General features: G+C 65.2%; 20 protein-coding genes. 10 read left to right on the top strand and 10 right to left on the bottom strand.

What is annotated here, in order from left to right; all coding sequences use genetic code 11:
* Positions 1-9: 9 nt before the first annotated feature.
* Both yidD and I6F20_RS01485 read left to right on the top strand, forming a co-directional pair.
* Positions 10-348 (top strand): membrane protein insertion efficiency factor YidD, encoded by a 339-nt coding sequence (gene yidD, locus I6F20_RS01490; protein ID WP_036027721.1) that lies wholly within the window; start codon positions 10-12, stop codon positions 346-348.
* A gap of 89 nt (positions 349-437) precedes the next feature.
* Complete coding sequence (locus I6F20_RS01485; RefSeq protein WP_225124854.1) at positions 438-641, top strand: hypothetical protein; 204 nt, start codon at positions 438-440, stop codon at positions 639-641.
* Here the strand turns inward: I6F20_RS01485 and I6F20_RS01480 are convergent, their stop codons facing one another.
* A complete protein-coding gene (locus I6F20_RS01480; protein WP_225124853.1) occupies positions 642-1,856 on the bottom strand; it encodes a hypothetical protein in 1,215 nt (404 codons plus the stop codon).
* Between the two features lie 2 nt (positions 1,857-1,858).
* On the bottom strand, positions 1,859-3,226 hold the full coding sequence (locus I6F20_RS01475) for an APC family permease (RefSeq protein WP_036027723.1): 1,368 nt from the start codon (positions 3,224-3,226) through the stop codon (positions 1,859-1,861).
* 359 nt (positions 3,227-3,585) lie between these two features.
* Between I6F20_RS01475 and I6F20_RS01470 the strand changes: the two genes are divergently transcribed.
* Positions 3,586-4,905, top strand: coding sequence for an alpha/beta hydrolase (locus tag I6F20_RS01470; RefSeq protein ID WP_225124852.1), 1,320 nt, complete (start codon positions 3,586-3,588; stop codon positions 4,903-4,905).
* Positions 4,906-4,926: 21 nt separating this feature from the next.
* Here the strand turns inward: I6F20_RS01470 and I6F20_RS01465 are convergent, their stop codons facing one another.
* Together I6F20_RS01465 and I6F20_RS01460 are read right to left on the bottom strand one after the other, a co-directional pair.
* Positions 4,927-5,292 carry a hypothetical protein gene (locus I6F20_RS01465; protein WP_225124851.1) on the bottom strand — a complete coding sequence of 122 codons (366 nt, stop codon included), beginning with the start codon at positions 5,290-5,292 and terminating at the stop codon, positions 4,927-4,929.
* A gap of 89 nt (positions 5,293-5,381) precedes the next feature.
* Complete coding sequence (locus I6F20_RS01460) at positions 5,382-6,557, bottom strand: MFS transporter (RefSeq protein WP_225124850.1); 1,176 nt, start codon at positions 6,555-6,557, stop codon at positions 5,382-5,384.
* Between the two features lie 187 nt (positions 6,558-6,744).
* Here I6F20_RS01460 and thrS point away from each other — a divergent pair, with 187 nt between their 5' ends.
* From thrS to I6F20_RS01445, 3 genes are all read left to right on the top strand, one after another.
* Positions 6,745-8,787, top strand: a complete 2,043-nt coding sequence (gene thrS / locus I6F20_RS01455; protein ID WP_225124849.1) for a threonine--tRNA ligase — start codon at positions 6,745-6,747, stop codon at positions 8,785-8,787.
* Between the two features lie 92 nt (positions 8,788-8,879).
* Positions 8,880-9,443, top strand: a complete 564-nt coding sequence (locus I6F20_RS01450; protein WP_036010490.1) for a nitroreductase family protein — start codon at positions 8,880-8,882, stop codon at positions 9,441-9,443.
* 64 nt (positions 9,444-9,507) lie between these two features.
* Positions 9,508-10,776, top strand: a complete 1,269-nt coding sequence (locus I6F20_RS01445) for a serine hydrolase domain-containing protein (protein WP_225124848.1) — start codon at positions 9,508-9,510, stop codon at positions 10,774-10,776.
* Here the strand turns inward: I6F20_RS01445 and I6F20_RS01440 are convergent.
* The 3 genes from I6F20_RS01440 to I6F20_RS01430 form a co-directional block, all read right to left on the bottom strand.
* On the bottom strand, positions 10,762-13,224 hold the full coding sequence (locus tag I6F20_RS01440) for a putative bifunctional diguanylate cyclase/phosphodiesterase (RefSeq protein ID WP_225124847.1): 2,463 nt from the start codon (positions 13,222-13,224) through the stop codon (positions 10,762-10,764). The two genes, I6F20_RS01445 and I6F20_RS01440, sit on opposite strands and share 15 nt — an antisense overlap.
* A 979-nt stretch (positions 13,225-14,203) precedes the next feature.
* Positions 14,204-14,443 (bottom strand): hypothetical protein, encoded by a 240-nt coding sequence (locus I6F20_RS01435; protein ID WP_225115011.1) that lies wholly within the window; start codon positions 14,441-14,443, stop codon positions 14,204-14,206.
* 317 nt (positions 14,444-14,760) lie between these two features.
* Positions 14,761-15,834 carry an RgsD C-terminal domain-containing protein gene (locus I6F20_RS01430; RefSeq protein WP_109143309.1) on the bottom strand — a complete coding sequence of 358 codons (1,074 nt, stop codon included), beginning with the start codon at positions 15,832-15,834 and terminating at the stop codon, positions 14,761-14,763.
* Between the two features lie 247 nt (positions 15,835-16,081).
* Here I6F20_RS01430 and I6F20_RS01425 point away from each other — a divergent pair, with 247 nt between their 5' ends.
* A complete protein-coding gene (locus tag I6F20_RS01425; protein ID WP_036015237.1) occupies positions 16,082-17,155 on the top strand; it encodes a patatin-like phospholipase family protein in 1,074 nt (357 codons plus the stop codon).
* Here the strand turns inward: I6F20_RS01425 and I6F20_RS01420 are convergent, their stop codons facing one another.
* Both I6F20_RS01420 and I6F20_RS01415 read right to left on the bottom strand, forming a co-directional pair.
* The gene (locus I6F20_RS01420; RefSeq protein ID WP_225124846.1) at positions 17,156-17,584 is read right to left on the bottom strand and encodes a CBS domain-containing protein; all 429 of its coding nucleotides are present in this window, start codon (positions 17,582-17,584) and stop codon (positions 17,156-17,158) included.
* A gap of 188 nt (positions 17,585-17,772) precedes the next feature.
* The gene (locus I6F20_RS01415) at positions 17,773-18,591 is read right to left on the bottom strand and encodes a rhomboid family intramembrane serine protease (RefSeq protein ID WP_036015285.1); all 819 of its coding nucleotides are present in this window, start codon (positions 18,589-18,591) and stop codon (positions 17,773-17,775) included.
* A gap of 449 nt (positions 18,592-19,040) precedes the next feature.
* Between I6F20_RS01415 and I6F20_RS01410 the strand changes: the two genes are divergently transcribed.
* The 3 genes from I6F20_RS01410 (at position 19,041) to I6F20_RS01400 (ending at position 21,450) form a co-directional block, all read left to right on the top strand.
* The gene (locus I6F20_RS01410) at positions 19,041-19,595 is read left to right on the top strand and encodes a PAS domain-containing protein (protein WP_036029643.1); all 555 of its coding nucleotides are present in this window, start codon (positions 19,041-19,043) and stop codon (positions 19,593-19,595) included.
* Between the two features lie 135 nt (positions 19,596-19,730).
* Positions 19,731-20,864, top strand: coding sequence for a DJ-1/PfpI family protein (locus I6F20_RS01405; RefSeq protein ID WP_036015286.1), 1,134 nt, complete (start codon positions 19,731-19,733; stop codon positions 20,862-20,864).
* A 79-nt stretch (positions 20,865-20,943) separates the two neighbouring features.
* Positions 20,944-21,450: a GNAT family N-acetyltransferase gene (locus I6F20_RS01400; protein ID WP_036015246.1), complete on the top strand. Its 507-nt coding sequence runs from the start codon at positions 20,944-20,946 to the stop codon at positions 21,448-21,450.
* 45 nt (positions 21,451-21,495) lie between these two features.
* Here I6F20_RS01400 and I6F20_RS01395 read toward each other — a convergent pair whose 3' ends face one another.
* The gene (locus I6F20_RS01395) at positions 21,496-21,723 is read right to left on the bottom strand and encodes a hypothetical protein (RefSeq protein ID WP_225115087.1); all 228 of its coding nucleotides are present in this window, start codon (positions 21,721-21,723) and stop codon (positions 21,496-21,498) included.
* Positions 21,724-21,730 lie beyond the last annotated feature (7 nt).

Raw genomic sequence — 21,730 nt, 5'->3', positions numbered from 1 at the left:
ACAACGCACATGAAGCATTCAGCTTGCGAGCATTGTTCCAGTTCCGTCGATGGTGTGCTCCGGCTGCCGCGCAGATTCGGCCGTGCACTGATCTGGCTGTATCGCCACACGCTGTCACCTCTGGTCGGTTACAATTGCCGGCACCTGCCGACCTGCTCCGTCTATGGCGATGAGGCAATCGAACGGTTCGGGCTGTGGGCCGGCGGCTGGATGACGCTCGCGCGCCTGCTCCGTTGCCATCCCTTCGGCACGTCCGGCATCGACAACGTGCCTCTCACGGCGCCCAAAGGCGCACGCTGGTATCTCCCCTGGCGCTATGGCCGCTGGCGCGGAGTTAACGCGTCCTGACCTGCGGTGCTCTGAACAGCGCCGCCCTGACCGGAACCTTAGACTTTCCGCCCGCGTTGTCTTGATGCTCCCCACGGGAGGAAACAACAATGCGCTGGAAAATCAGCCCGCATCACGTCAAGCCCGGTCCGAATCTCGATCACAGGGCACACGATCCAAGAACCATCGACCTGCTCGCCATCATCGCTTTGCTTGCGCTCGTCCTCGGCTCAGGCTGGTATCTTGAGAGGAGCCTTGCAACACAGCCGAGCACGACGACGTTCATCGTGCCGAGCCAGAGCGTGCATTGGTAGTCACCGGAACCAGTAGAACCGTCCCTGTGACGGAGGGATCGACTCCGGCGGTCGTAGCCGCTTCGGGCGCGGCGCCTTTGGCGCCGGCTCGGCGGCCGAAGTGGTCTCTGCAGCCGGTGCGGTCTCGCTGCCCGGCACCTTCACCGCCAGCAGCAAATTCGATTCACGCATGCGCCAGCGATAGCCGACGCCGAAATCGATCGGCTGGGCGCGCGTGAACAGCTCGGCGTAGCGCTCCTGGTAGCGGCCGGGGAATTCGTCGATGGGGCCGAGATAGCGGCCGAACGGGAAGAACCGCCATTGCCGCGCATTGTAGTTCGCAAGCGGAATGCCGGAATCGTCCTGGATGATGGTGGCGCTGTTGGCGAGCAACCAGTCGCGTGCGACGGTGAAATTGCCGGAGTGCAACAGGTAGGACGCACTCTTGAGCAGGCTGTTGCCGGGCCCGAGCGTCTCGCAGAATTTCAGGAAGCCCGTGGCACGTGCGCCGGAATTTGAGAGGTCGGTTGCGAAATAATACAGCGTACGCGCTTCCCCGTCGCTGCCGGCAAAGCTGATGCGGACGCCGCGCGTCGCGTTCCGTCCGGGATTGTCGCCGCCGACATGTAGCCCGCCCTTGTCGTCGAGCGCGACCATCTCGACGTTGCGGATGGTCTTGCCGGAGCGGGCGAGGAAGACATAGAGGATCGGCAGGGTGCCGTTGACCTGGTTGGCGCTCAGGTCGACCTTCATCTGCTTGGTGATGAAGAACGAGAAGCTCAGGATCGAGCCAAGCGAGCGTTCGACGTTATAGAGCGCAGCGCCGACCGAACCGCGCGGCAGCCGCGTCAAATCGGGGACCGCGCCGACCGGCTCCAGCGCGCCGAGCACGTAGGTGCTGGCTTTGGGATAGAAGGTGTTGGCGTAGAGGAAATCGGGGCCGCTGAACAAATAGAACATGGTCGGTCGGGGCGCGGCCAGATTGAGGTCGGCCCAGCTGCGGATCTTCGAGAGCTGACGCTGCTCGAGCTGAGCGAAGGCGCCGTCGAAGAATTTGGCGTGACGCTGCCAGGCCGGGTCCCTGGTGAGCGGCACCAGCGGCGAGTCCGCCGAAGGCTGCATGCCCGCAAGGAAGCGCGCCGTGTCATCGAAGGTGACGTCTGCGGCACGCGCGGACGAGACGGCCGCAGCCAGGAGGACGAAAGCAACGGCCGCAATTCTCAGGGGGCGGAGCATGTCTATTCGCGATGCGGTGATGCGGCAGCGACGACGGGCCGCCTGCGGAAAACAGCGTAAATCAAAAGGCCGGAGAGCATGACGAGCATTCCCGACAGCGACTGAAGCGGCCGCTCCGTCAGAAGGTAGTACATCATGAACGCGGTCACGAGCAGAAACACGAGCGGCGTGAACGGGTATCCCCAGGTGCGATAGGGCCGCGGCAGATCGGGATCGGTGATACGCAGCTTGATGACGCCTGCGACCGTGAAGAACGAGCAGAACAACAGCGCGAACTGGATGAAATCGAGCACCGCCTCGAAGCTGCGCGTGAACAACAGAAGATTGGCGATGGCCAGTTGGAACAGGATGGCATAGGCCGGCGCGCCGCTCACGGACCGCTTGGAGAAAACGCGCAAGGCGGGAATGTCCTCCCCCATCGTCATCATCACGCGCGGCCCGATCCACATCATCGCGCTGATCGAAGAGATCAGACCGAAGCAAATCATGGCGCCGACGATCCGACCGCCGAGGGTGCCGAAGATCGCCGTGCCGGCGACACTGGCGACGTCGAGCTGGCCGGCGAGCGCGCTGACCGGCGCCGAATGGAGAAATACCGCGTTCAGCGCGACATACAGCACGAGCACGATCAGCGTGCCCGCGAGCAGCGCGCGCGGCAGGTTCCGTTGCGGCGTCTTCATCTCGCCGATGATGTAGGTGGCGGCATTCCAGCCCGAGAACGAATACATCACGAAGACGAGCCCGATGGCGAACGGCGCGCTGACGATGTGAGCGATATCGCCGGGCTGCGGCGTGAAGCTGATCGGCTGCGGCACGGCGATGACGAAGCCGGCGACCAGGAAGCCGACGATCAGCACGACCTTGAGGACGGTCGAGATCAACTGGAACGTGGATGAGTGCCTGACGCCGGTCAGTTGCACCAGCGAAACCAGCCACACCACGCCGATGGCGAGCGGAATCGCCGGCAGATCGGGTACGACCGACTTGGCATATTCCCCGAACGCCATCGCGGCGAGCGCGACCGGCGCCGCGAAGCCGACCGTGGCCGACACCCAGCCGGCGAGGAAGCCGAAGGCCGGGTGATAGGCACGGCCGAGGAAATTGTACTCGCCGCTCGAGCGCGGAAACATCGCGCCCAACTCGCTGTACGCGAACACACCGCACAGCGCGACGACGCCGCCGACCGTCCAGAGCAGCAGGATCGAGAAGCCGGACGGGATGTCCTTGACCTGGAAGCCGAGGCTGGTGAAGACGCCGACCCCGATCATGTCGGCGACGACGATGGCGGTGGCGACCGGAACGGAGACCCCGGCCCCCCTCCCGGTCAGCCGGTCCGTCCAGGGCGGGGTACCCGCATCTGATGCCGTCATCGGGGTCCTTAACCTCAGGCGCTTCGCCTAATGGCCGATCGTGCACTTTGGCCCAGTCAATTCAAGCAGGGTTAACAAGGGTTAAATGAGGCAACGGAGGTAGGTACCTGACCACCGCCTAGGCGCTTCTTTGGACGATGTCTCTGGATGCACCCGGGATTGTCCGTTCCGCTCCCCCACAATCAGGACACGATTGCATGGTCCTTTCGAGCGTTCCGGATGTGGGGAAGTTTCTCCGGACGCTTAACGTCGCCTAAACGCCAGTCGGCTCAATTGTTTCAAGTTTGCCGATGGACGTGTGACTTGGACGTGTGACCTGGGACGTAAGACTTGGGTCGTGACTTTGGGGTCATGGGTGGATGGCCGGGGCCGCTCCTAAACTGAGAGCTGATGATCGTGCCGATCGGACAATGTCCGGTCGGCATGATCGTGCGCTCCGGGCCGGTCTAATCTCAGTCATGGTGCCGTTGTCGCTGACGCTGGTTCAATGCGGCAAGGCGCCGGATCCGGCGGCGCTGGCGGCGAACTCCCAGGCGAATGTCCAGGTGGTCGCCAAGACCAATTCGCAGAGCTCGAACGCGCGCGTGGCAAGCGGCGACAGGTTCGAGGATCGCTTCCCTGCCCCGCAGTTTAAGGAGCGCTTTCCCTCGGCGAGTGAGAGCTTCCTGCAGCGGCAGATGTCGGACTTCTCGCCCAAGCGCGCCGTGCAGTCTCAGCCGGAGCAGGCGTCCTACAAGGTGGCCTCGCTCGAGCCGCAAGTGCCGTACAAGCGCCCCGCCCGCGAGGATCTGACGACACTCGTCAGCATGAAGTCGTCGGCCTTTCCCTACTTCGGCAACAACCCCGCCTCCGACGCGCCCTTCCTCAACATCTCCAAGGGCGACCGCCGCGGCCACCGCAGCTATTCCGGCCGCGTCTACTGGCAGGACGAGACCTACAGCGACAGCCGCGTGCTGGTGCACGTGCCCGAGCATTTCGACCTGCGCAAGCCGGGCGTGATCGTGGTGTTCTTCCACGGCAATGGCGCAACGCTCGAGCGCGACGTCCGCGACCGGCAGATGGTGCCGAAACAGGTCACCGATTCCGGCGCCAATGCGATCCTGCTCGCGCCGCAGATGGCGGTCGACGCCGCCGATTCCAGCGCCGGAAAATTCTGGCAGCCGGGCGGCTTCAAGCGCTTCATGGCGGAATCGGCCGACCATCTTGCGCGCCTCACCGGCGATCCCAACAGCGCGCGCGCCTTCGCCAACATGCCGATCGTGATCGTCGGCTATAGCGGCGGCTTCCTGCCGACGGCGTGGAGCCTCGAGGTCGGCGGCATCAGCGACCGCGTGCGCGGCGTGGTGCTGCTCGATGCGGTCTATGGCGAGATGGACAAATTCGCGTCCTGGATCGAGAACCACCGTTCCGGCTTCTTCGTCAGCGCCTACACCCGCCACACCGCGCGGCGCGACCGCGAGCTGATGAGCATGCTCCGCCAGAAGGGCATCAGCGTCGCCGAGGACATGGACGGGCCGCTACGACCCGGCAGCGTGGTGTTCGTGGAGACCGGCGAGGGCATCACCCATCGCGACTACGTCACGCGCGCTTGGACGCGCGATCCGCTCAAGGACGTGCTGGTGAAGATGGCGGCGACGCCGTCGCTCGCGCTGACGCGCGTCGCCTCCACAAATCCCTAGCCGGGATATCAGTTCCCAATATCAGTTCCTGGGCAGCTTCGGAATGCTCTCGGCAAAGCCGTTGAAGCAGGCCAGCCGCTCGTCCTCTTCCTTGAAGAAGCGGCAGTCGGCATAGCCCTTGGCCTTGGCCGGCTTCGGCTTCGGCGCCGGCGGGATCACCGCGTCGTAGCAGTTGAGGCGATCCTTGGTGCCGTCGTCGATGTCGAGGCAGGTCTGGAGGCGGACCGCGATCGATTGCGGCTTGCCCTTTGGAGCGGCGACAGCCTCCTTGGCGCCTTTCGGCTTGACCTGCACCAGCGGCTTGTCCCCCACCATGGGTGGCTTCTCGGTCTGCGCAAATGCGGAGGCTGAATAGAGCACCGCGGCAACCGCCAGAATCATCCTCATCTCAGTCAACTCTCTTTGATCCCCACGCCGGCCTTCTACCGCTCCCGCGCGAGGTTTGCCAAGCGCCTTGCGCGCACGACCTGCTGCGTTCAGGCGGTGGCGGCAGCCGCCCGCCTGGGCCGGGTCACGACCACCAGGATCAGTGCCAGCACGACGAAACCGACCGCGACGAAGCCGAGCGTGTGCAGGAGCTCGCGGGCGAACAGCAAGCCGCCGACCGCGGAGCCGACCGCCTGGCCGATATAGAGGACGGATGTGTTGAGGGCGACGGTGGCCGACGCCAGCGGCGGCGCAGCCGCGACCAGCCGCACCTGCTGCATCGAATTGGTCGAGGCGAAGCCAAGGCCCCAGATCGTCACCGCGCCCGCCATCATGACGAGCGAGCCGGCGCCGAGGGCCCACCCGCTTATCCCGGCAAGCAGCAGGCAGGTGAACAGCAACGAGGTGCGATAGGGCCCCGCAGTGTCGACGATGCGGGTGGCGACGACGACGCCGAGGAAGCCGCAGATCCCGTACAGCGCGAAGACCAAGCCGATCGCATCGGGGCCGGCGCCAGTGAGCTTGTTGAGCAGCGGGCCCATATAGGTGAACACGACGAACTGCCCCGACATTTGCAGCATCGTGATCGCGAGCAGCAGCAGGATCGTCCTGCTTCGGCCGACGGCGGCCCATGTCTTCAGATCGACCGGTGCGCCCTGCAGGCCCGCCGGCAGACGCAGCAGCAACAGCAGCAAGCTGACGCAGCTGAGCGCGCCGACCCCGCCATAGGCCGCGCGCCAGCCGTAGCGGCTGGCGATAAAGGTGATGAGCGGCAGGCCGACGGCGGCTGCGAGCGACCAGCCGAGGAAGAGGTACGCAATGGTGCTGCCGCGCCGTTCCGCCGGCACGATCAGCGCAGCCGTGCCGGCCGCCTGCGGCGTATAGAGCGAGCCGACTGCGAGCATGGCGAGCCGAATGATCAGCAGGCTGGTGTAATCGGGCGCAAGCGCGGAGGCGAGATTGCCGAGTGCGAGCACCGCCAGCGTCGTGGCGAGCAGGATCCGCCGTTCGATGCGGCTGGTCAGCCACGCCGTCAGCGGCGAGCCGACGCACAGCGTCACCGCGCCGAAGGTGATCAGGAGCCCGGCCGCGTGGATGCTGATCCCGAGCCCCGCCGACAATTCCGGCAGCATGCCCGCCGGTGCCAACACCGAGCAGCCGGTCACGAGATTGCCGAGCATCAGGGCGGTTGGCGCGAAACGGCCGGCGGCTGGGGCGCTTTTCATGCAAACGCATGTAGCGGCGGCCTGCGACCGGTTAAAGGGTACAACGTCAAATAGTTGCGGGCTCCGCCCCCGGATTTGCGCGCCACTTTCTTGGAAATGCCGGATTGCGCAGGCCGAATCGCCTGATATATCGCTCGTTCCCGCTTACCTGCGCTCGTTCGCAGGAGTGAGCCCCAGGAGAAAAGCAATGTCCGACCAGCCCAAATCCGAGTCCGGCTTCCAGTACAGCCTCTCCAATTTGAAGCCCGTGACCCCCGCCGCCAAAGTCACCCTCACCTTCCCCGACGGCGCCAAGCGCCAGTTCGACAAGGGCATCACCGGCCTCGATATCGCCAAGGGCATCTCGCCGTCGCTGGCCAAGCGCACGGTCGCCATGGCGCTCGACGGCGCGCTTGCCGATCTCAACGATCCGATCGAGGCCGACGCTGGAATCGAATTCGTCAATCGCGACGACCCGCGCGCGCTCGAATTGATCCGGCACGACTGCGCACACGTGCTGGCCGAAGCGGTGCAGACGCTGTGGCCGGGAACCCAGGTCACGATCGGCCCTGTGATCGAGAACGGCTTCTATTACGACTTCTTCCGCAACGAGCCGTTCACGCCGGAAGACTTTGCCGCGATCGAGAAGAAGATGCGCGAGATCATCGCGCGCGACAAGCCTTTCACCAAGGAAGTCTGGGACCGCGAAAAGACCAAGCAGGTGTTCCGCGACAAGGGCGAGGCCTTCAAGGTCGAGCTGGTCGACGCGATTCCCGGCACCGAGCCGATCAAGATCTACTACCAGGGCGACTGGTTCGACCTCTGCCGCGGCCCGCACATGACCTCGACCGGCAAGGTCGGAGGCGCCTTCAAGCTGATGAAGGTGGCCGGCGCTTATTGGCGCGGCGATTCCAACAACCCGATGCTGACGCGCATTTACGGCACAGCCTTCGCCAAGCAGGAGGACCTCGACGCTTACCTGAAGCAGATCGAGGAAGCCGAGAAGCGCGACCATCGCAAGCTCGGGCGCGAGCTCGACCTCTTCCACTTCCAGGAGGAAGGTCCGGGCGTCGTGTTCTGGCATCCGAAAGGCTGGACCATCTTCCAGCAGCTGATCGCCTATATGCGCCGGCGCCTCTCCGGCGACTACAACGAGGTCAACGCGCCGCAGATCCTCGACAAGGTGCTGTGGGAGACCTCGGGCCATTGGGGCTGGTATCGCGAGAACATGTTCGCGGCGCAATCGGCCGGCGACGAGGCCGAGGACAAGCGCTGGTTTGCGCTCAAGCCGATGAACTGCCCTGGCCACGTCCAGATCTTCAAGCACGGCCTGAAGAGCTATCGGGACCTGCCCTTGCGCCTCGCTGAGTTCGGCGTGGTGCACCGCTACGAGCCCTCCGGCGCCATGCACGGCCTGATGCGCGTGCGCGGCTTCACCCAGGACGACGCGCACATCTTCTGCACCGAGGATCAGCTCGCCGAGGAGTGCCTGAAGATCAACGATCTGATCCTGTCGACCTATGCCGATTTCGGCTTCACCGGCGACCTCACGGTGAAGCTCTCGACCCGGCCGGAGAAACGCGTCGGCACCGATGCGATGTGGGATCACGCCGAGCGCGTAATGGCGACGGTGCTGCGCGAGATCCAGTCGCAGAACAATCACATCAAGACCGAGATCAATCCGGGCGAAGGCGCGTTCTATGGGCCGAAGTTCGAATACGTTCTGCGCGATGCCATCGGTCGCGACTGGCAGTGCGGCACCACGCAGGTCGACTTCAACCTGCCGGAGCGGTTCGGCGCCTTCTACATCGACCATGACGGCGGCAAGAAACCGCCGGTGATGGTGCACCGCGCGATCTGCGGCTCGATGGAGCGCTATATCGGCATCCTGATCGAGCACTATGCCGGCAACTTCCCGCTCTGGCTCTCGCCGGTGCAGGCGGTTGTCACCACCATCACCTCGGAAGGCGACGAATACGCCAAGGTGGTGCTGGAGCAGGCGCGGCGCGCCGGGCTTCGGGTCGAGATCGACCTGCGCAACGAAAAGATCAACTACAAGGTCCGTGAGCACTCGCTGGCCAAGATCCCGGCCCTGCTTGTGGTCGGCAAAAAAGAGGCTGAGACGCATTCGGTCTCGGTCCGCCGGCTCGGCAGCGACGGCCAGAAGGTGATGACCACGGCCGAGGCGATCGCCGCCCTGGTCGACGAGGCGACGCCGCCGGATGTGAAGCGAATGCGCGGCGCCGCTTGATCCTGAAATCGATCTAAATTCGCTTCCGGTTGCGGGCGTGCATGCTTATCTCGGCATGGCACGCCCGCCGACCATTTGAAGAGGATATCGCAGTGCCCGATGCCATCGAACTCCTGAAGACCCGCCGCTCGGTCAAGCCGCGCGAGATGACGGGGCCCGGCCCGTCGGCGGCCGAGCTCGAGACCATCCTCACCATCGGGGCGCGCGTGCCCGATCACGGCAAGCTCGCGCCCTGGCGCTTCATCATCTTCGAGGGCGAGGCCCGGCTACGTGCCGGCGAGGTGATCGCGCGGGTCTTCGCCAGGAAGAATCCGGGGGCGCCGGCGGCCGACGTCGAGACCGAGCGCAAGCGCCTAATGGACGCACCGCTGGTGATCGGCATCGTCAGCTTCACCAAGCCGCATCCGAAGGTGCCGGCGTTCGAGCAGGAATTGTCGGCGGGCGCCAGCGCCATGAACATCGTCACCGCCGCCACCGCACTCGGCTACGGCGCCTGCTGGCTGACCGGCTGGTTCTCTTTCGACCGCGACGTGCTCGACGGCCTCGGCCTCAAGCCGGATGAGAAGCTCGCCGGCTTCATTCATATCGGCACGCCGACCAAGCCGAACGAGGACCGTCCGCGCCCGTCACTTTCGGACATCGTGACGCGATTTTAATCGATGTTGTGTTGACGCATCGAGCCTCTTGCGGCTTTGATCCCGCCGAGGGAGGAAGGTGCGGATGAGACGCCGTGAATTTCTGGTCGGGGCCGCGATGCTCGCCGGCACGATGGCGCGAAGCCGGGCCGCGGACATCCCCGCCCCCTCGCCCGACGGCCTCGACCGCATCACGGCGTACTTCGACAATGAGGTGGCAAGCGGCCGGCTGCCGGGCGCGGTGATCCTCGTTCAGCAGCACGGCAAGCCGGTCTACCTGAAGTGCTTCGGCGTGCGCGACACCAGGAGCGGCGTCGCGATGACGCCGGACACGATCTTCGCCATCCATTCCATGACCAAGCCGATCACGTGCCTTGGCGCGATGATGCTGATCGACGAGGGCAAGCTCGCGCTGACCGACCCCGTCTCGAAATACGTCCCGCTGTTCGCCGGGACCAAGGTGGGCCGCGAGGTGACCCTGCCCAACGGCACGGTCGAGCTGGACCTCGACCCACCGGACCGCCCCGTCAACATCGAGGATCTGCTGCGGCATACTTCGGGCATCAGCTACGATTACATCGGCAGCGAATGGGTCGAGCACGCCTACAAGATGGCCAACATTTTCGCGGGCCATTTCGACAACAGGGAATTCGCCGATCGCATCGCCAAGCTGCCGCTGGCGCGGCAGCCCGGAACGCTGTGGCGCTACGGCCATTCCACCGACGTGCTCGGCAGCGTCATCGAGATCATCTCGGGCCAGACGCTGTACGACTTCCTGAAAGCACGCATCTTCGATCCGCTCGGCATGAACAGCACCAAATTTACGCTCGCGACCGAGGACGAGCTGGCGCGGATGGCGCGGCCGCTGCCGAGTGACACAATCCTGCTCGCCGGCGAGCGCGACCGCCTGGACCATCCAGAATGGCAGTCGGGCGGCGGCGGCCTGCTCTCGACCATCACCGACTATCAGCGCTTCTCGCAGATGCTGCTCAACGGCGGCGAGCTCGAGGGCAGGCGCTATCTCAGCCCCGCCGCGTTCAAGGCCATGACGACCGATCAGATCGGGCCGGGCTCCGGCGTCGGACGCGACTATTTCTATTTTCCAGGCGACGGCTTCGGCTACGGCTACGGCCTTGCGGTGCGCACCGATCCCGGCAATGCAAAACCGCCGCCGCCGGGCTCGCTCGGCGAATTGAAATGGGACTCGGGGAGCGGCACCTATTTCGGCGTCGATCCCAAGCTCGACATGGTCTACGTCATGATGCAGCAGACCCAGAACGAGCGCGGCCGCATCACCCCCGCGTTCAAGGCGCTGGTCTACGATTGCTATCCGCCCGCGTTACGCCGCCCGTGAGGTGCGCTGGCCGAAATCGGCGAGGAGCTTTCCGAGCTCGGCCGCTGGCCGCGCGGCGCTGAACAGAAATCCCTGCACCTCGTTGCAGCCTTCGGCGCGCAGCCAGTCGAGCTGATCCTCGGTCTCCACGCCCTCCGCGGTCGTGGTGATGTTGAGGCTGCGCCCCAAACCCGAGATCGCGCGCACGATCGCACCGCAGTCGGGCCGCTCAGCCAGATCCTTGACGAAGGAGCGGTCGATCTTGATCTTGTCGAACGGAAAGCTGCGGAGATAGCTCAGGCTGGAATAGCCGGTGCCGAAATCGTCCATGGAAATGCCGACGCCGAGCTCGCGCAACTGGTGCAAGGTGGCGACATTGGCGTCGGTCTCGGCCAGGAAAATCGACTCGGTGATCTCGAGCTCGAGCCGCTTCGGCGACAGGCCGGACTGCGCTAGGGCCGAGATCACGACCTGGACCAGGTTGCGGCTGCGGAATTGTGCCGGCGACAGGTTGACGGCGACCTTGACGTCGACGGGCCATTTTACCGCCTCGGTGCAGGCTTCGCGCAGCACCCATTCGCCGAGCTGGGTGATCAGGCCGATGTCTTCGGCGACGGGGATGAACTCCGCGGGCGAGATCATGCCCTTGTCCGGATGACGCCAGCGCAGCAGCGACTCGAAGCCGGAGATGCGGTCGGAGGCGATCGACACCAGCGGTTGATAGTGCAGCTCGAACTCGCCGTTGGCGAACGCCCGGCGCAGATCCAGCTCCATGTCGCGACGCCTCTGCGCCTGGAGGTCCATCTCACGCTCGAAGAAGTGGTGCACGCCGCCGCCGTCGGCCTTGGCCCGGTACAGCGCCATGTCGGCATTGCGCATCAACTCTTCAGGCGTGGTGCCATCGCCCGGCGACAGCGCGATGCCGATGCTGGCGCCGATCACCATCTCCTGTCCGTCGACGTCGTAAGGCGCCTTGAGCATGTCGATCAGCAGGGAGGCACAGGCGCTGGCCTCGTTCGGCGAGACGTCGGCAGCCAAGATGACGGCGAACTCATCGCCGCCGAGCCGCGCGGCGAGATTGGTGCCGCGGACCGCTATGGTCAGGCGCTCGGCGAGCTGCTTCAACAGGCGATCGCCCACCGGATGACCGAACGAATCGTTGATGTTCTTGAACAGGTCGAGATCGATGTAGAGCACGCCGACCCGTTTTCCCGCGGCCTGGTCCAGCGCCTGCTTCAGGCGCTCCTGGAAGTGTTCGCGGTTCGGCAGGTCGGTGAGCCCGTCATGATGCGCCATATAGGCGATGCGCGCTTCGGCCTTGCGTCGTTCGGTGATGTCGACCACCGCCACCAGATAGCCGTCGCGCTCGTCGAAGGCGACGCGACGGCCGAAGGTGAGCACCTCGATCTCGCTGCCGTCGGCGCGCAAGTGTCGCCAATTGCGCGAGGAGTGGTAGGCGTCGCCGAGGCGCTCCAGCGCCGCGGCGTGGCTGTCCCACTCGTCCTCCGGCCATATCTCGTGCAGCTTCATGCGCAGGAAGGTCGCGCGGCTGTAGCCGTAGTGCTGGACCGCGGCGTCGTTGACGCTGAGGAACTCCTTGGTCTCTGCGTCGAACACCCACATCGGCATTGGATTGTTGTCGAACAGGAGGCGGAACGAAGCATCGCGCCGCTTCAGGTCAGTGACATCGGAGATGGTCAGCGAGACCACGTCGGCAAAGGCCGTGGCGCTGAGCCTGAGGTAGCGCCCCTCGCTCTCCAGCTCGAGCTGCTCGCAGCGGCTGCCCGCAACGGCCTTGAGCAGGAATTCCATCACCTCGGGCAAAGCCAGCAGCGTGCCGCCCTCACCGATCCGCCGCCACAACAGGCTTGCGCCTGCAACCTTCAGCAGCTCACCCGCGCTCTTGTTGTGGTGCACGACCTGAAAGTCGAACGGCTTGCCGGCGGCATCGCGCAGCGTCGCCAGGGAGACCACGGCGTCGTCGGTCGCGGAAAAGATGGCGTCGAGGAGATTGTATTGCGCGCCGCGCTCGTTGACATAGGCGCCGATCAGCGTCGCGCCCCAGCGCGAGGACGTCGGCAGCGCCAGCACGTCGTAGGTCCTGACCATGCCGTCGCGCACGCAATGCGCGCTCGCCCGGTGCGGCCGTCCGGCCGCCAGCGCGCTCGCCGCCGCTTCCGACAGCGCCGTGGCGCAATCGGGCGACAGCTCGGCTAGGGGAATGTCCCAGCGCTCCTCGCCGAGCCATTTCTGCACGTAGCGTCCGCTGCGCGACAGTTCGAGCACGCCATCGTTCTTTAAGAGCGCGATGTGGTCGGCGAGCCGTCCGAGACTGCCGAGCATGACGTCCTCGTAACGCGGCAACCGCTCGCCCGGCTTCAACGCCGCACGCCATTTGCGCTGAAGCACCGGGATGTCGTCGAACATTTCGGCGGCCGGTTTTCCCGGCATCTTCTTCGCGGCAGTCATTGCAGTCCCCAACGCACTTTCCCGCCGCATCCAATGCAGGCGCGCTTAACGACGTGTAAAAAGCGCGCAGGCGCGGGTTCCATTCAGCGATTATGACAGTTTTAAGTCAGGTGTTGGTTAGTGGGCGTTAGAGACTGTGACGGTTGCGCGAAGCTGCTCTCGTGTCCCGGACGTGACGCGTAAGCGGTGCGGCGCAGAGCCGGGGCACGAGAGCGGAGCTTTGGCGCGCACCTGCCTCAACACCGTCATTGCGAGCGCAGCGAAGCAATCCAGAATCTTCCGCGGATGCATTCCTGGATTGCTTCGCTGTGCTCGCAATGACGGAGCAAGTTGCGACACCGCGTCTCTCCAATTCGCGTGACTCGCAGGCACGCTGCCGCATCCTCGCGGCGCATTTCGCCCGAGCTTTGCTTCTCGCTCACCCTCATAATTGAAAGAGGGCGCAGGGAAGACCGGGTGCCGGCCGGGCACCCACGGTCCACTGTGCGAAAGGTGGCAACGAAGAATTTGCACAGCGGCATACAGGTGAAGCCAAACATCCGGCCTTCCCTGCGCAGTGGCTTTACGGCTTATGTCGTGCTCTCCCCGGGGAGCGATGCACTATTGCCCCCGTCGCCTTGCGGATGGCTGACGCGCATCGCCCGGTCGGGCAACCACATCACCGCAAGACTTGGCGCACAGACCCCGGGCGCCAGGACCACACGATTTTGCCGTCCGCCGATGACACTGGTCGTATGCGCGAGGTCTTTGCTCACGGCTCTCCGCCCTGCAAACCCTTTCGCGCCAACGCCATCAGCGTCCACCGCCCCCCGGCCCGCGTTCGTGACGATCGCGATACGCCCCTCTTCCTTGGGCCGGGTTGCGCGAGACATACGCGATTTCCGAATTTCGGCAAAGCGAAATATTTGGGCCGCGTGCGTTGACCTAGCGCTCGCGTGTTTTGCCCGTCGGGCAACGCAAGGGATGGTGGCCTACCCCGCTAATCCTCGCTGGAGGCCGCCGAGCGGTTGCGCAAATAGGCCTGGGACAGCAGGAAGAACAACGCGCGTTCGCCCTGATATTTGGCGGACGGGCGCGTGCGCTCGAAGCCGTCGGCAAATATCTTGCCGGACTGGTCGCACACCTGCCACCGCCAGCCGAACCGCTTGCGCCTGGTGAGGATCACTTCGAACATGTCGACAAGCCTGGTCCCCTGCTCCATGCCGGTCCTGCAAGGCATGAGCCTGCTCCGGCTTCCCCCGTTGGACGGACGCCAGACATATAGCGCAGCAGGATGGAAAGAGAATAAAATTGATTATCGGAAATACGTACCGTCCACGATCGTAAGCAAGACGCGCTGCTGCTGGAATAAGCCGATGCCGCCGGTGTTTGCTGGCCCCTGCACGTAATGATGACGCTACCAGTGTTCACAACAGAACACAGAGAGGGGTCCGAGGTTACCTGGCAGAAACCCACTGACGGTGACGGTAACAGAAGATGCACATCCGTGCGCGCGATGAGAATCGTCGTGCCGGAGCCTCTCGCCGCCGGCTGCCCTTAGCGCGCGATGACCTCGACTTCGCCGTCGACGCCGTTGACGACGTTGAATCCGCGCTCGTAGACCTTGCCCTCGTTCTTGGCGATGGCGCGGTACTCGCCTTCGGACAGCACGACGCGCGGGAACGCGCCGATCGATTCCTTGATGACGTCGCCGCCGGGGGTCAGCACCGACCAGGCGGTGTTGGCGAGCGCCTCGCCGCCCCTGTCGCTGACCAGCTTGAGCGTGATGACGGCGGCGCGGTGGGTGATGGTGACGTCGGTGAGCTTGCCGGCCTGGACGCGGATGTCCGAGCGCACCACCGAATTGGCATCGCCGTAGTTGGAGACGATGTAATAGGTGCCCTCCGGGATCAGCACGACGTCGCCGGCGGCGACGTTCGGCACCAGGGAAGCGCGCTCGCCGGATTCGAACTGGCTGCCCTTGTAGATCGCGAATGAGATCTGGTTCTGCGGAATGCGGCTGGTGCCGACGCGGCCCTCGATGCGCAGGCCGCCGGCCGGCAGCACGAAGGATTCGCGATTGGTCTCGGACTTCAGGCTGACGGTGCGCACCGCGCTGACGAGGCCGAAGGCGACGTGGACGACATAATTGCCGGGCGGCAGCACGATGTTCGGCGTCCCGCTGCGGTCCTCGCGGATCAGCTTGAAGGTGCCGTTCTCGTCGGGCCGGTCGGCAAACACGCGCCAGACCAGGCCGCTGGTGATCGGGGCCGAGTCCTTGCCGTACTTCGCCGTCAGCGACAGCACGCCCTGTCCGGGCACGGCCGCATTCAGCGGGGCGGCGGGCGGCACGGTCGAGACAGCGGGCGGTGGCATGCTCGGGGTCGCCGGCTGCATCAGGGTCGGCGGCAGGCTTGGCGGTCCCGCGCCCAGCCCGGAGGGCGGCGCCAGGCTGACAGCGTTGCCTGGGTCGGGCACCGAGGCCGGCGGTACCGGCGGCGGACGATCCGAGAAAAGCTGCGCCTGGGCGGCATTTCGGCCGGAAGTAAAGAGGCATACGGCAAGGACGAGCGCCGGCAGCAGCCTGCTGCTGCGCCGCCATCCGCCGATGCCGTCACCCCCGCGTGTCATGCTTCCTGCTTTTCACCGAAAACGCGGCAAATTCAAGCCTCTGAAACCCCAGGAAATACGGCCCTGGACCTTCGGTGGAACCGGCTTGACGGCTGCGTGATTAGTCCCGTGGCAACCGGCCCTCGCCATATTCCTGCCCCGTGCCCTTTCCAAAGCGGCATAAACCATGCTTCGCGCCTGATATGGCGAAGCGCAAGTGCGATGCCTAGTCTGACGATGCGGGCTGGCCCGGCGTAGGAGAGTTTCGGTGCTGGACAGATTGAAAGGCCGGGGCGCGAACGGCTCGAACGGCGAGAAAGTGGGCGAAAAAGTCGGCGAAAAAGTTGGCCTGGGCAGCATCCGCCGGCCGGTGATCGGCCTTGCCCTCGGCGGCGGCGCGGCGCGCGGCTTTGCCCATATCGGAATCCTGAGGACCCTGATTGCCAATGGAATCGTGCCCGATGTCGTGGTCGGCACGTCCATCGGCGCCGTGGTCGGCGGCCTCCACGCGGCCGGCCGGCTCGATACGTTCGAGGAATGGGGACGCAGCCTGCAAGGGATGCGCAACATTCTCGGCTATCTCGATATCCGTCTCAACGGCTCCGGCCTGCTCGGTGGCGAGAAGCTCGCGACCCGGCTCGAGGAGGCGATCGGGCAGATCCTGATCGAGGACCTGCCCATCAAGTTCGCGAGCGTCGCGACCGAGGTTCGCACCGGCCACGAGATCTGGCTGACGCGCGGCCGCGTGGTCGATGCCATGCGCGCGTCCTACGCCCTGCCCGGCATCTTCGCGCCCGTGCTGATCGGCGACCGCTGGCTGGTCGACGGCGCGCTGGTGAACCCGGTACCGGTCTCGGCCGCCCGCGCGCTCGGCGCCGAAATCGTCATCGCCGCAAATCTTTCCAGCGACATCTTCACCCATTCCACCACGATCTATTCGCACGGCGCAGTGCCCGCCCCGGTCGTACCGGTGGCCGAGGAGCCGACGGCGAAGCGGCGCTTCCCGCGCCTGTTCTCGCCCGAGAAGACGATGAAGCGCGAGTTCTTCGGCGGTAACGGCCGGCCCGGCATCTCCTCGGTGATGGTGGACGCCTTCAACATCATGCAGGACCGCATCACCCGCGCCCGTCTCGCCGGCGATCCGCCCGACATGCTGATCACGCCGCGGGTCGGTCAGTTCGGCTGGTTCGACTTCCACCGCTCCGAAGACCTGATCGCACATGGCACGCGCGCTGCGGAGCGTGCACTGGAGTCCATCCAGGAGGCGATCCACGTGCTGGCGCCGGCGCCCGCGGGCATCGCGCCGAAAGCGGACGAGCCGAAAGCGGGAGACTTGGCCTGATCAGGCAGTCTTGATGTAGTCGCGCAGGGCTTCCTGCTCGCTCTCGTATTCCTGGACGCGGCGCTTGACGATGTCGCCGATCGAGATCAGGCCGACCACCTTGCCGTTGTCGATCACGGGCAGATGACGGAACTTGCCGGTCGTCATCATCTCCATGAGCTCGGCGACGGTGTCGGTCTCCTTGCAGGTCACGACCTTGCGGGTCATCACCTCCGAGACCGGCGCCTCCAGCACGCCGGCGCCGCGCTCGCCGAGCACGCGCACAATGTCGCGCTCCGACAGGATGCCCTCGAGCCGGCTCTGGCTCATCACCAGCACCGCGCCGATCTTCTTCTCAGCCAGCAGCTTGATCGCGTCCGCCAGCTTGGCGTCGGGCTCGACGCTCATGATCTGGTGGCCCTTGGTGTTCAGAATGGAACGTACCGTCATCGTCGCCTCCCTGAATCCGAGCCGTCCGCCTTTGGCGGTTCGGACTTGTTCGCGAGTCTTCAACTAACAGTTACAGCGCCGGTTTCACGCTCGTGCGCTTTGCGAAGCATCGCCGCTAAGGACGTGTCGCTTCGGAACATTCTTCGCGGGAATGATGGATGAATTCGGGCCGCGTCGCAAGCGCCGCTTCAGATACGGTCTGAAACGTCCCGTGATGACGCATCCGCAGCATCGCTTCGCACGCGCGGCACGGGATCGAACAGCGCGAACAACAACAGGCCGGCGAAGAAGCCGCCGATATGCGCCTGCCAGGCCACGCTCGTGGTTTCCGCATCGACCCCGATCGCGCCCACGCCGAAGATGATGTTGATGCCGAACCAAACGGCGAGGAAGCCGACCACCCGCCCGTCGCGTAGCGCGCGCGACAGCGGCAGCGCCGGAACTTTCGCGGCGGTATCGGCATCCGATCGGCTGAACGACAGGAAGCTGCCGCGGACGAAGGCAAAGCGGATTGCGGCCGCCATCGCGCCCGACACCGAGGCCGAGGCGCCGATCATCGGCGCCACCGCATGCTCATGGGTGATGAGATGGGCGAGCGCGCCGGCCGCCGCCGTCACGGCCAGGAAGACGAAGAACCTGACGGTGCCGAAACGCCGCGCCAACGCGCTGCCGAACGGCAAGAGCCACAGCACGTTGAAGCCGAGATGGGTGAGATTGGCGTGCAGCAGCGAATAGGTGACGAAGGTCCAGACCTTCGCCCCCGCCCCGCCCGGGATCTGCAGATTGAGCAGCGAGGAATCGTAGCGCTTCGGGATGAAGCCGAAGACGTCGATGGTCCAGTTCTCGAGCTCGGGCGGTAGCAGCACGTGCAGATGGATCACCGCCAGCAGCAGGATATAGGCGGTCAGCGCCGGAGGCAGCGTCAGGATCGGCTCGCGCGGAGCCTCCACGACGGCCGGCGGGCCCGGCTCAGGACCTTGCGGCGACGAATCTTGCGGGGAATCCAAGGCAGCTTCGCTTTCGGGCGACATCGGGGCGACAGACTTGGAGATAGGCGCCTTTGCCGTCCCTGCGCAAGTGCACAAAAGGAAAAGGCAGGGCCGAAGCCCTGCCTGTCCGTGTCGGTCTTCCGGTGGCCGGAGAGACAAGGCGTATCCCCACCGCCTCCCGCGGCCCGTGACCAAACTGTTTGACGCCCTGTACAGGCCCCGCCGAGAACCTGGAGAAAAGCGGCGAGGCTTGCGACCGCGGTCACCATAGCAGGCGCGCGGCCGGCACGAAGCTCATAGTTAATTTAACGTTAACGGCGTAAAGGCCGGCCCAAGAAGCCTGAAAACGCGCCGGCGGCATGGACGCTGCAAATCCCCTCCTGCACAACAACAGAAGGGATCGCGGGTGCACTGAAGCGGGACAAGTCTGTCCCTTCGAGGTTGCACCCCGGGGCGAGCGTTCAGTCATGAAACATCCGTCGAGCCGCGCGTTCTTCGCGTATTGGGACAAGAAGCGCGGCACTGCACGGGCTCCTGACCGGGCCGACATCGACCCGGCCGCGGTCCGCGGCCTGCTCGGCGACATCTTCGTGTTGTCCTGCGAGCCGAACCTCGGCTTCCCGTTCCGCGTCGCCGGCACGCGCGTCTGCGCGCTCGCAGGAACCGACCTCAAGGACCGCAGCTTTGCGGCGCTGTTCACAGAAGCAAGCCGCAGCGAGATCGAGGAGATCACGACGATCGTCGCCGACGAGACGCTGGGCGCGATCGCCGGCGTCACCGCCGCGCGCGAGGACGGCAGCAAGGCGCATCTGGAGCTCCTGCTGCTGCCCTTCAACGCCCGCCCGCATACGCCGGTCAGCGTCACCGGCGTGCTCGCGCCGTTCGACGACGAATGCGGCACGTTGTCCGCCTTCACCCTCACTTCCTGGCGCTACCTGCACCAGCCGGAGAAACTCCTGCCGCGCGCCATCCGCAAATTGCAGATCGCGCGCGGGCTGATGGTGTATGAGGGGCTGCGATAGAGCCCCTGCAGACGTGCGGCGATCCTGCGATGGATCGTCGCGCAGCGTGACCGTTTTTGCCGGATTTGCGTCATTCCTGACGTCGATGCGACCGGATAGCTTCCGCGCCGCGTGAGACGAGCGGGTGACATCATGATGAGCTGGCGCAATCTGGCGTGGACTGCCCTCGGCGGCATGACATTGCTGGCAGGGATCGGCGCGACCTGGCTGCTCCTGCTGCCAGCCGCGCCAGCCTCGGGAACCGCGCCTGCGATTTCCAGAGACGAAACCGAATCGACCCTGGCGGCGCTGAAACCGCCGAAACGCAAGCGACCCTTGATCGCCATCGTCGGCATCAACGACATGAGCGAGACCACCGATTACCTGATGCCCTACGGCATTCTCGCCCGCGCCGACATTGCCGACGTCCTCACCTTGTCGACGCAGCCAGGGCCCGTCACGCTCTATCCCGCCCTCAAGGTGCAGCCGCATGCGACCATCGCCGAGTTCGATGCCGCGCACCCCGATGGCGCCGACTACGTCATCGTGCCGGCGATGAGCCGCGACGACGACGCAACGGTCTTGCACTGGATCAGGAGCCAAGCCGGCAAGGGCGCGATTGTGATCGGCGTGTGCGTCGGTGCCACGGTTGTTGCCAACACCGGGCTGCTCGACGGCAAGCGGGCCACGACGCATTGGTATTCCGTGGGCGATCTGAAGAAGCATTCGACGATCCGCTACGCGGCGGACCGCAGGCTGGTCGTCGACCAGGGCGTCGCGACGACCACTGGCATCACCGCATCCATGCCGATGGCCCTCACCTTGATCGAGGCGATCGCCGGCCGCGCCAAGGCCGAGGCGGTCGCCGGCGACATCGGCCTTGCGCGATGGGACGCACGCCACCGCAGCGACGCGTTCAGCTTCACACGCCCCTTCGCGCTGACGGCGATCGCAAACACGCTCGCATTCTGGAAGCGCGAGCAACTCGGCATCGCGTTGACGCCTGATGTCGACGAGGTCTCGCTCGCCCTGATCGCCGATGCGTGGTCGCGCACCTACCGCTCGCGCGCCCTCACCTTCGCCGCCACGGCAGAGGCGCGGACCAGCCGCAGCGGTCTTCGCATCCTGCCGGACCGCATTGCCGGGAGCTGGCCGGCGGAGCAGGCTGTGCCGGATTCCGGCGCCTCGCCGCCGGCGCGGGCGCTGGACGAAACGCTGCGCGCGATCGAGACGCGCTATGGAGCACGCACGGCCGACTTCGTGGCGATGCAGCTGGAATATCCGCGATAACGACCGCCAGGATCTTTCCCGCTGCGCGCAGCGCCGCGGCGGAATAGATTGGAAGGACACCACGGAACGACGGATCGACATGAGCAAGCCGCATTGGCGTCCCGCGCGCGCCTCCGACCTTCCTGCGATAAGCGCGATTGCGGCACGCATCCATCCGGCGTTGCCCGAACGCGAAGAGGTGCTGGCGGAGAAGATCAGGCTTTGCCCGGAGGGCTGCGGCGTGCTCGATACGGACCAGGGCATCATCGGCTACGGACTGGCACATCCCTGGATGCGGTACCGAATTCCGCCGCTCGACGGCTTTCTGCAAGCATTGCCCGATCGCGCCGACTGTCTCTACATCCACGACGTCGCCGTATTGCCGGAGTTCCGCGGCGGCGGCGTGCGCGCTTATGTCGGTGATATCGAGAAGCTGGCGCGTGCATCACGCATCAGAACGCTCGCGCTGGTCTCGGTCTACGGCACGCCGCCGTTATGGGAACGCGTCGGCTTTCGGACCGTGACGGCGGACGCCGAGTTGCACGCAAAGCTCGCATCCTACGGCGACGGCGCGACCTACATGCTGCGCGACCTCGCCGCGACGTAATGCCCGTCCCCGGGCAAATTGATCGGATTGCTTCGCAGGACGCCGTCAGGCTGCTTCTTCACGCCGCCCCCGCGCGGAACGACTGCCTACCCCCGGACTTCCCGTTTCGTAGACCCAGGCCTCCTTGGCAAACCACTCGTGCGTTGCCGCACACATCTCGCAATAGGTGCGAGAGAAGAACACTGCACTGCACCGAAATCGTTCGCGGTCCATCTCGATGCCGGTCGAAATGGCTCGGCCCGTTTCCGGGCACTTGATCATCACCATACCCATCTGATTT

The organism is Bradyrhizobium sp. IC3123, from assembly GCF_020193625.1.
Taxonomy (GTDB): domain Bacteria; phylum Pseudomonadota; class Alphaproteobacteria; order Rhizobiales; family Xanthobacteraceae; genus Bradyrhizobium; species Bradyrhizobium yuanmingense.
The sequence above is the reverse complement of the archived record's forward strand: the minus strand, read 5'-3'. Positions and strand labels throughout refer to the sequence as shown.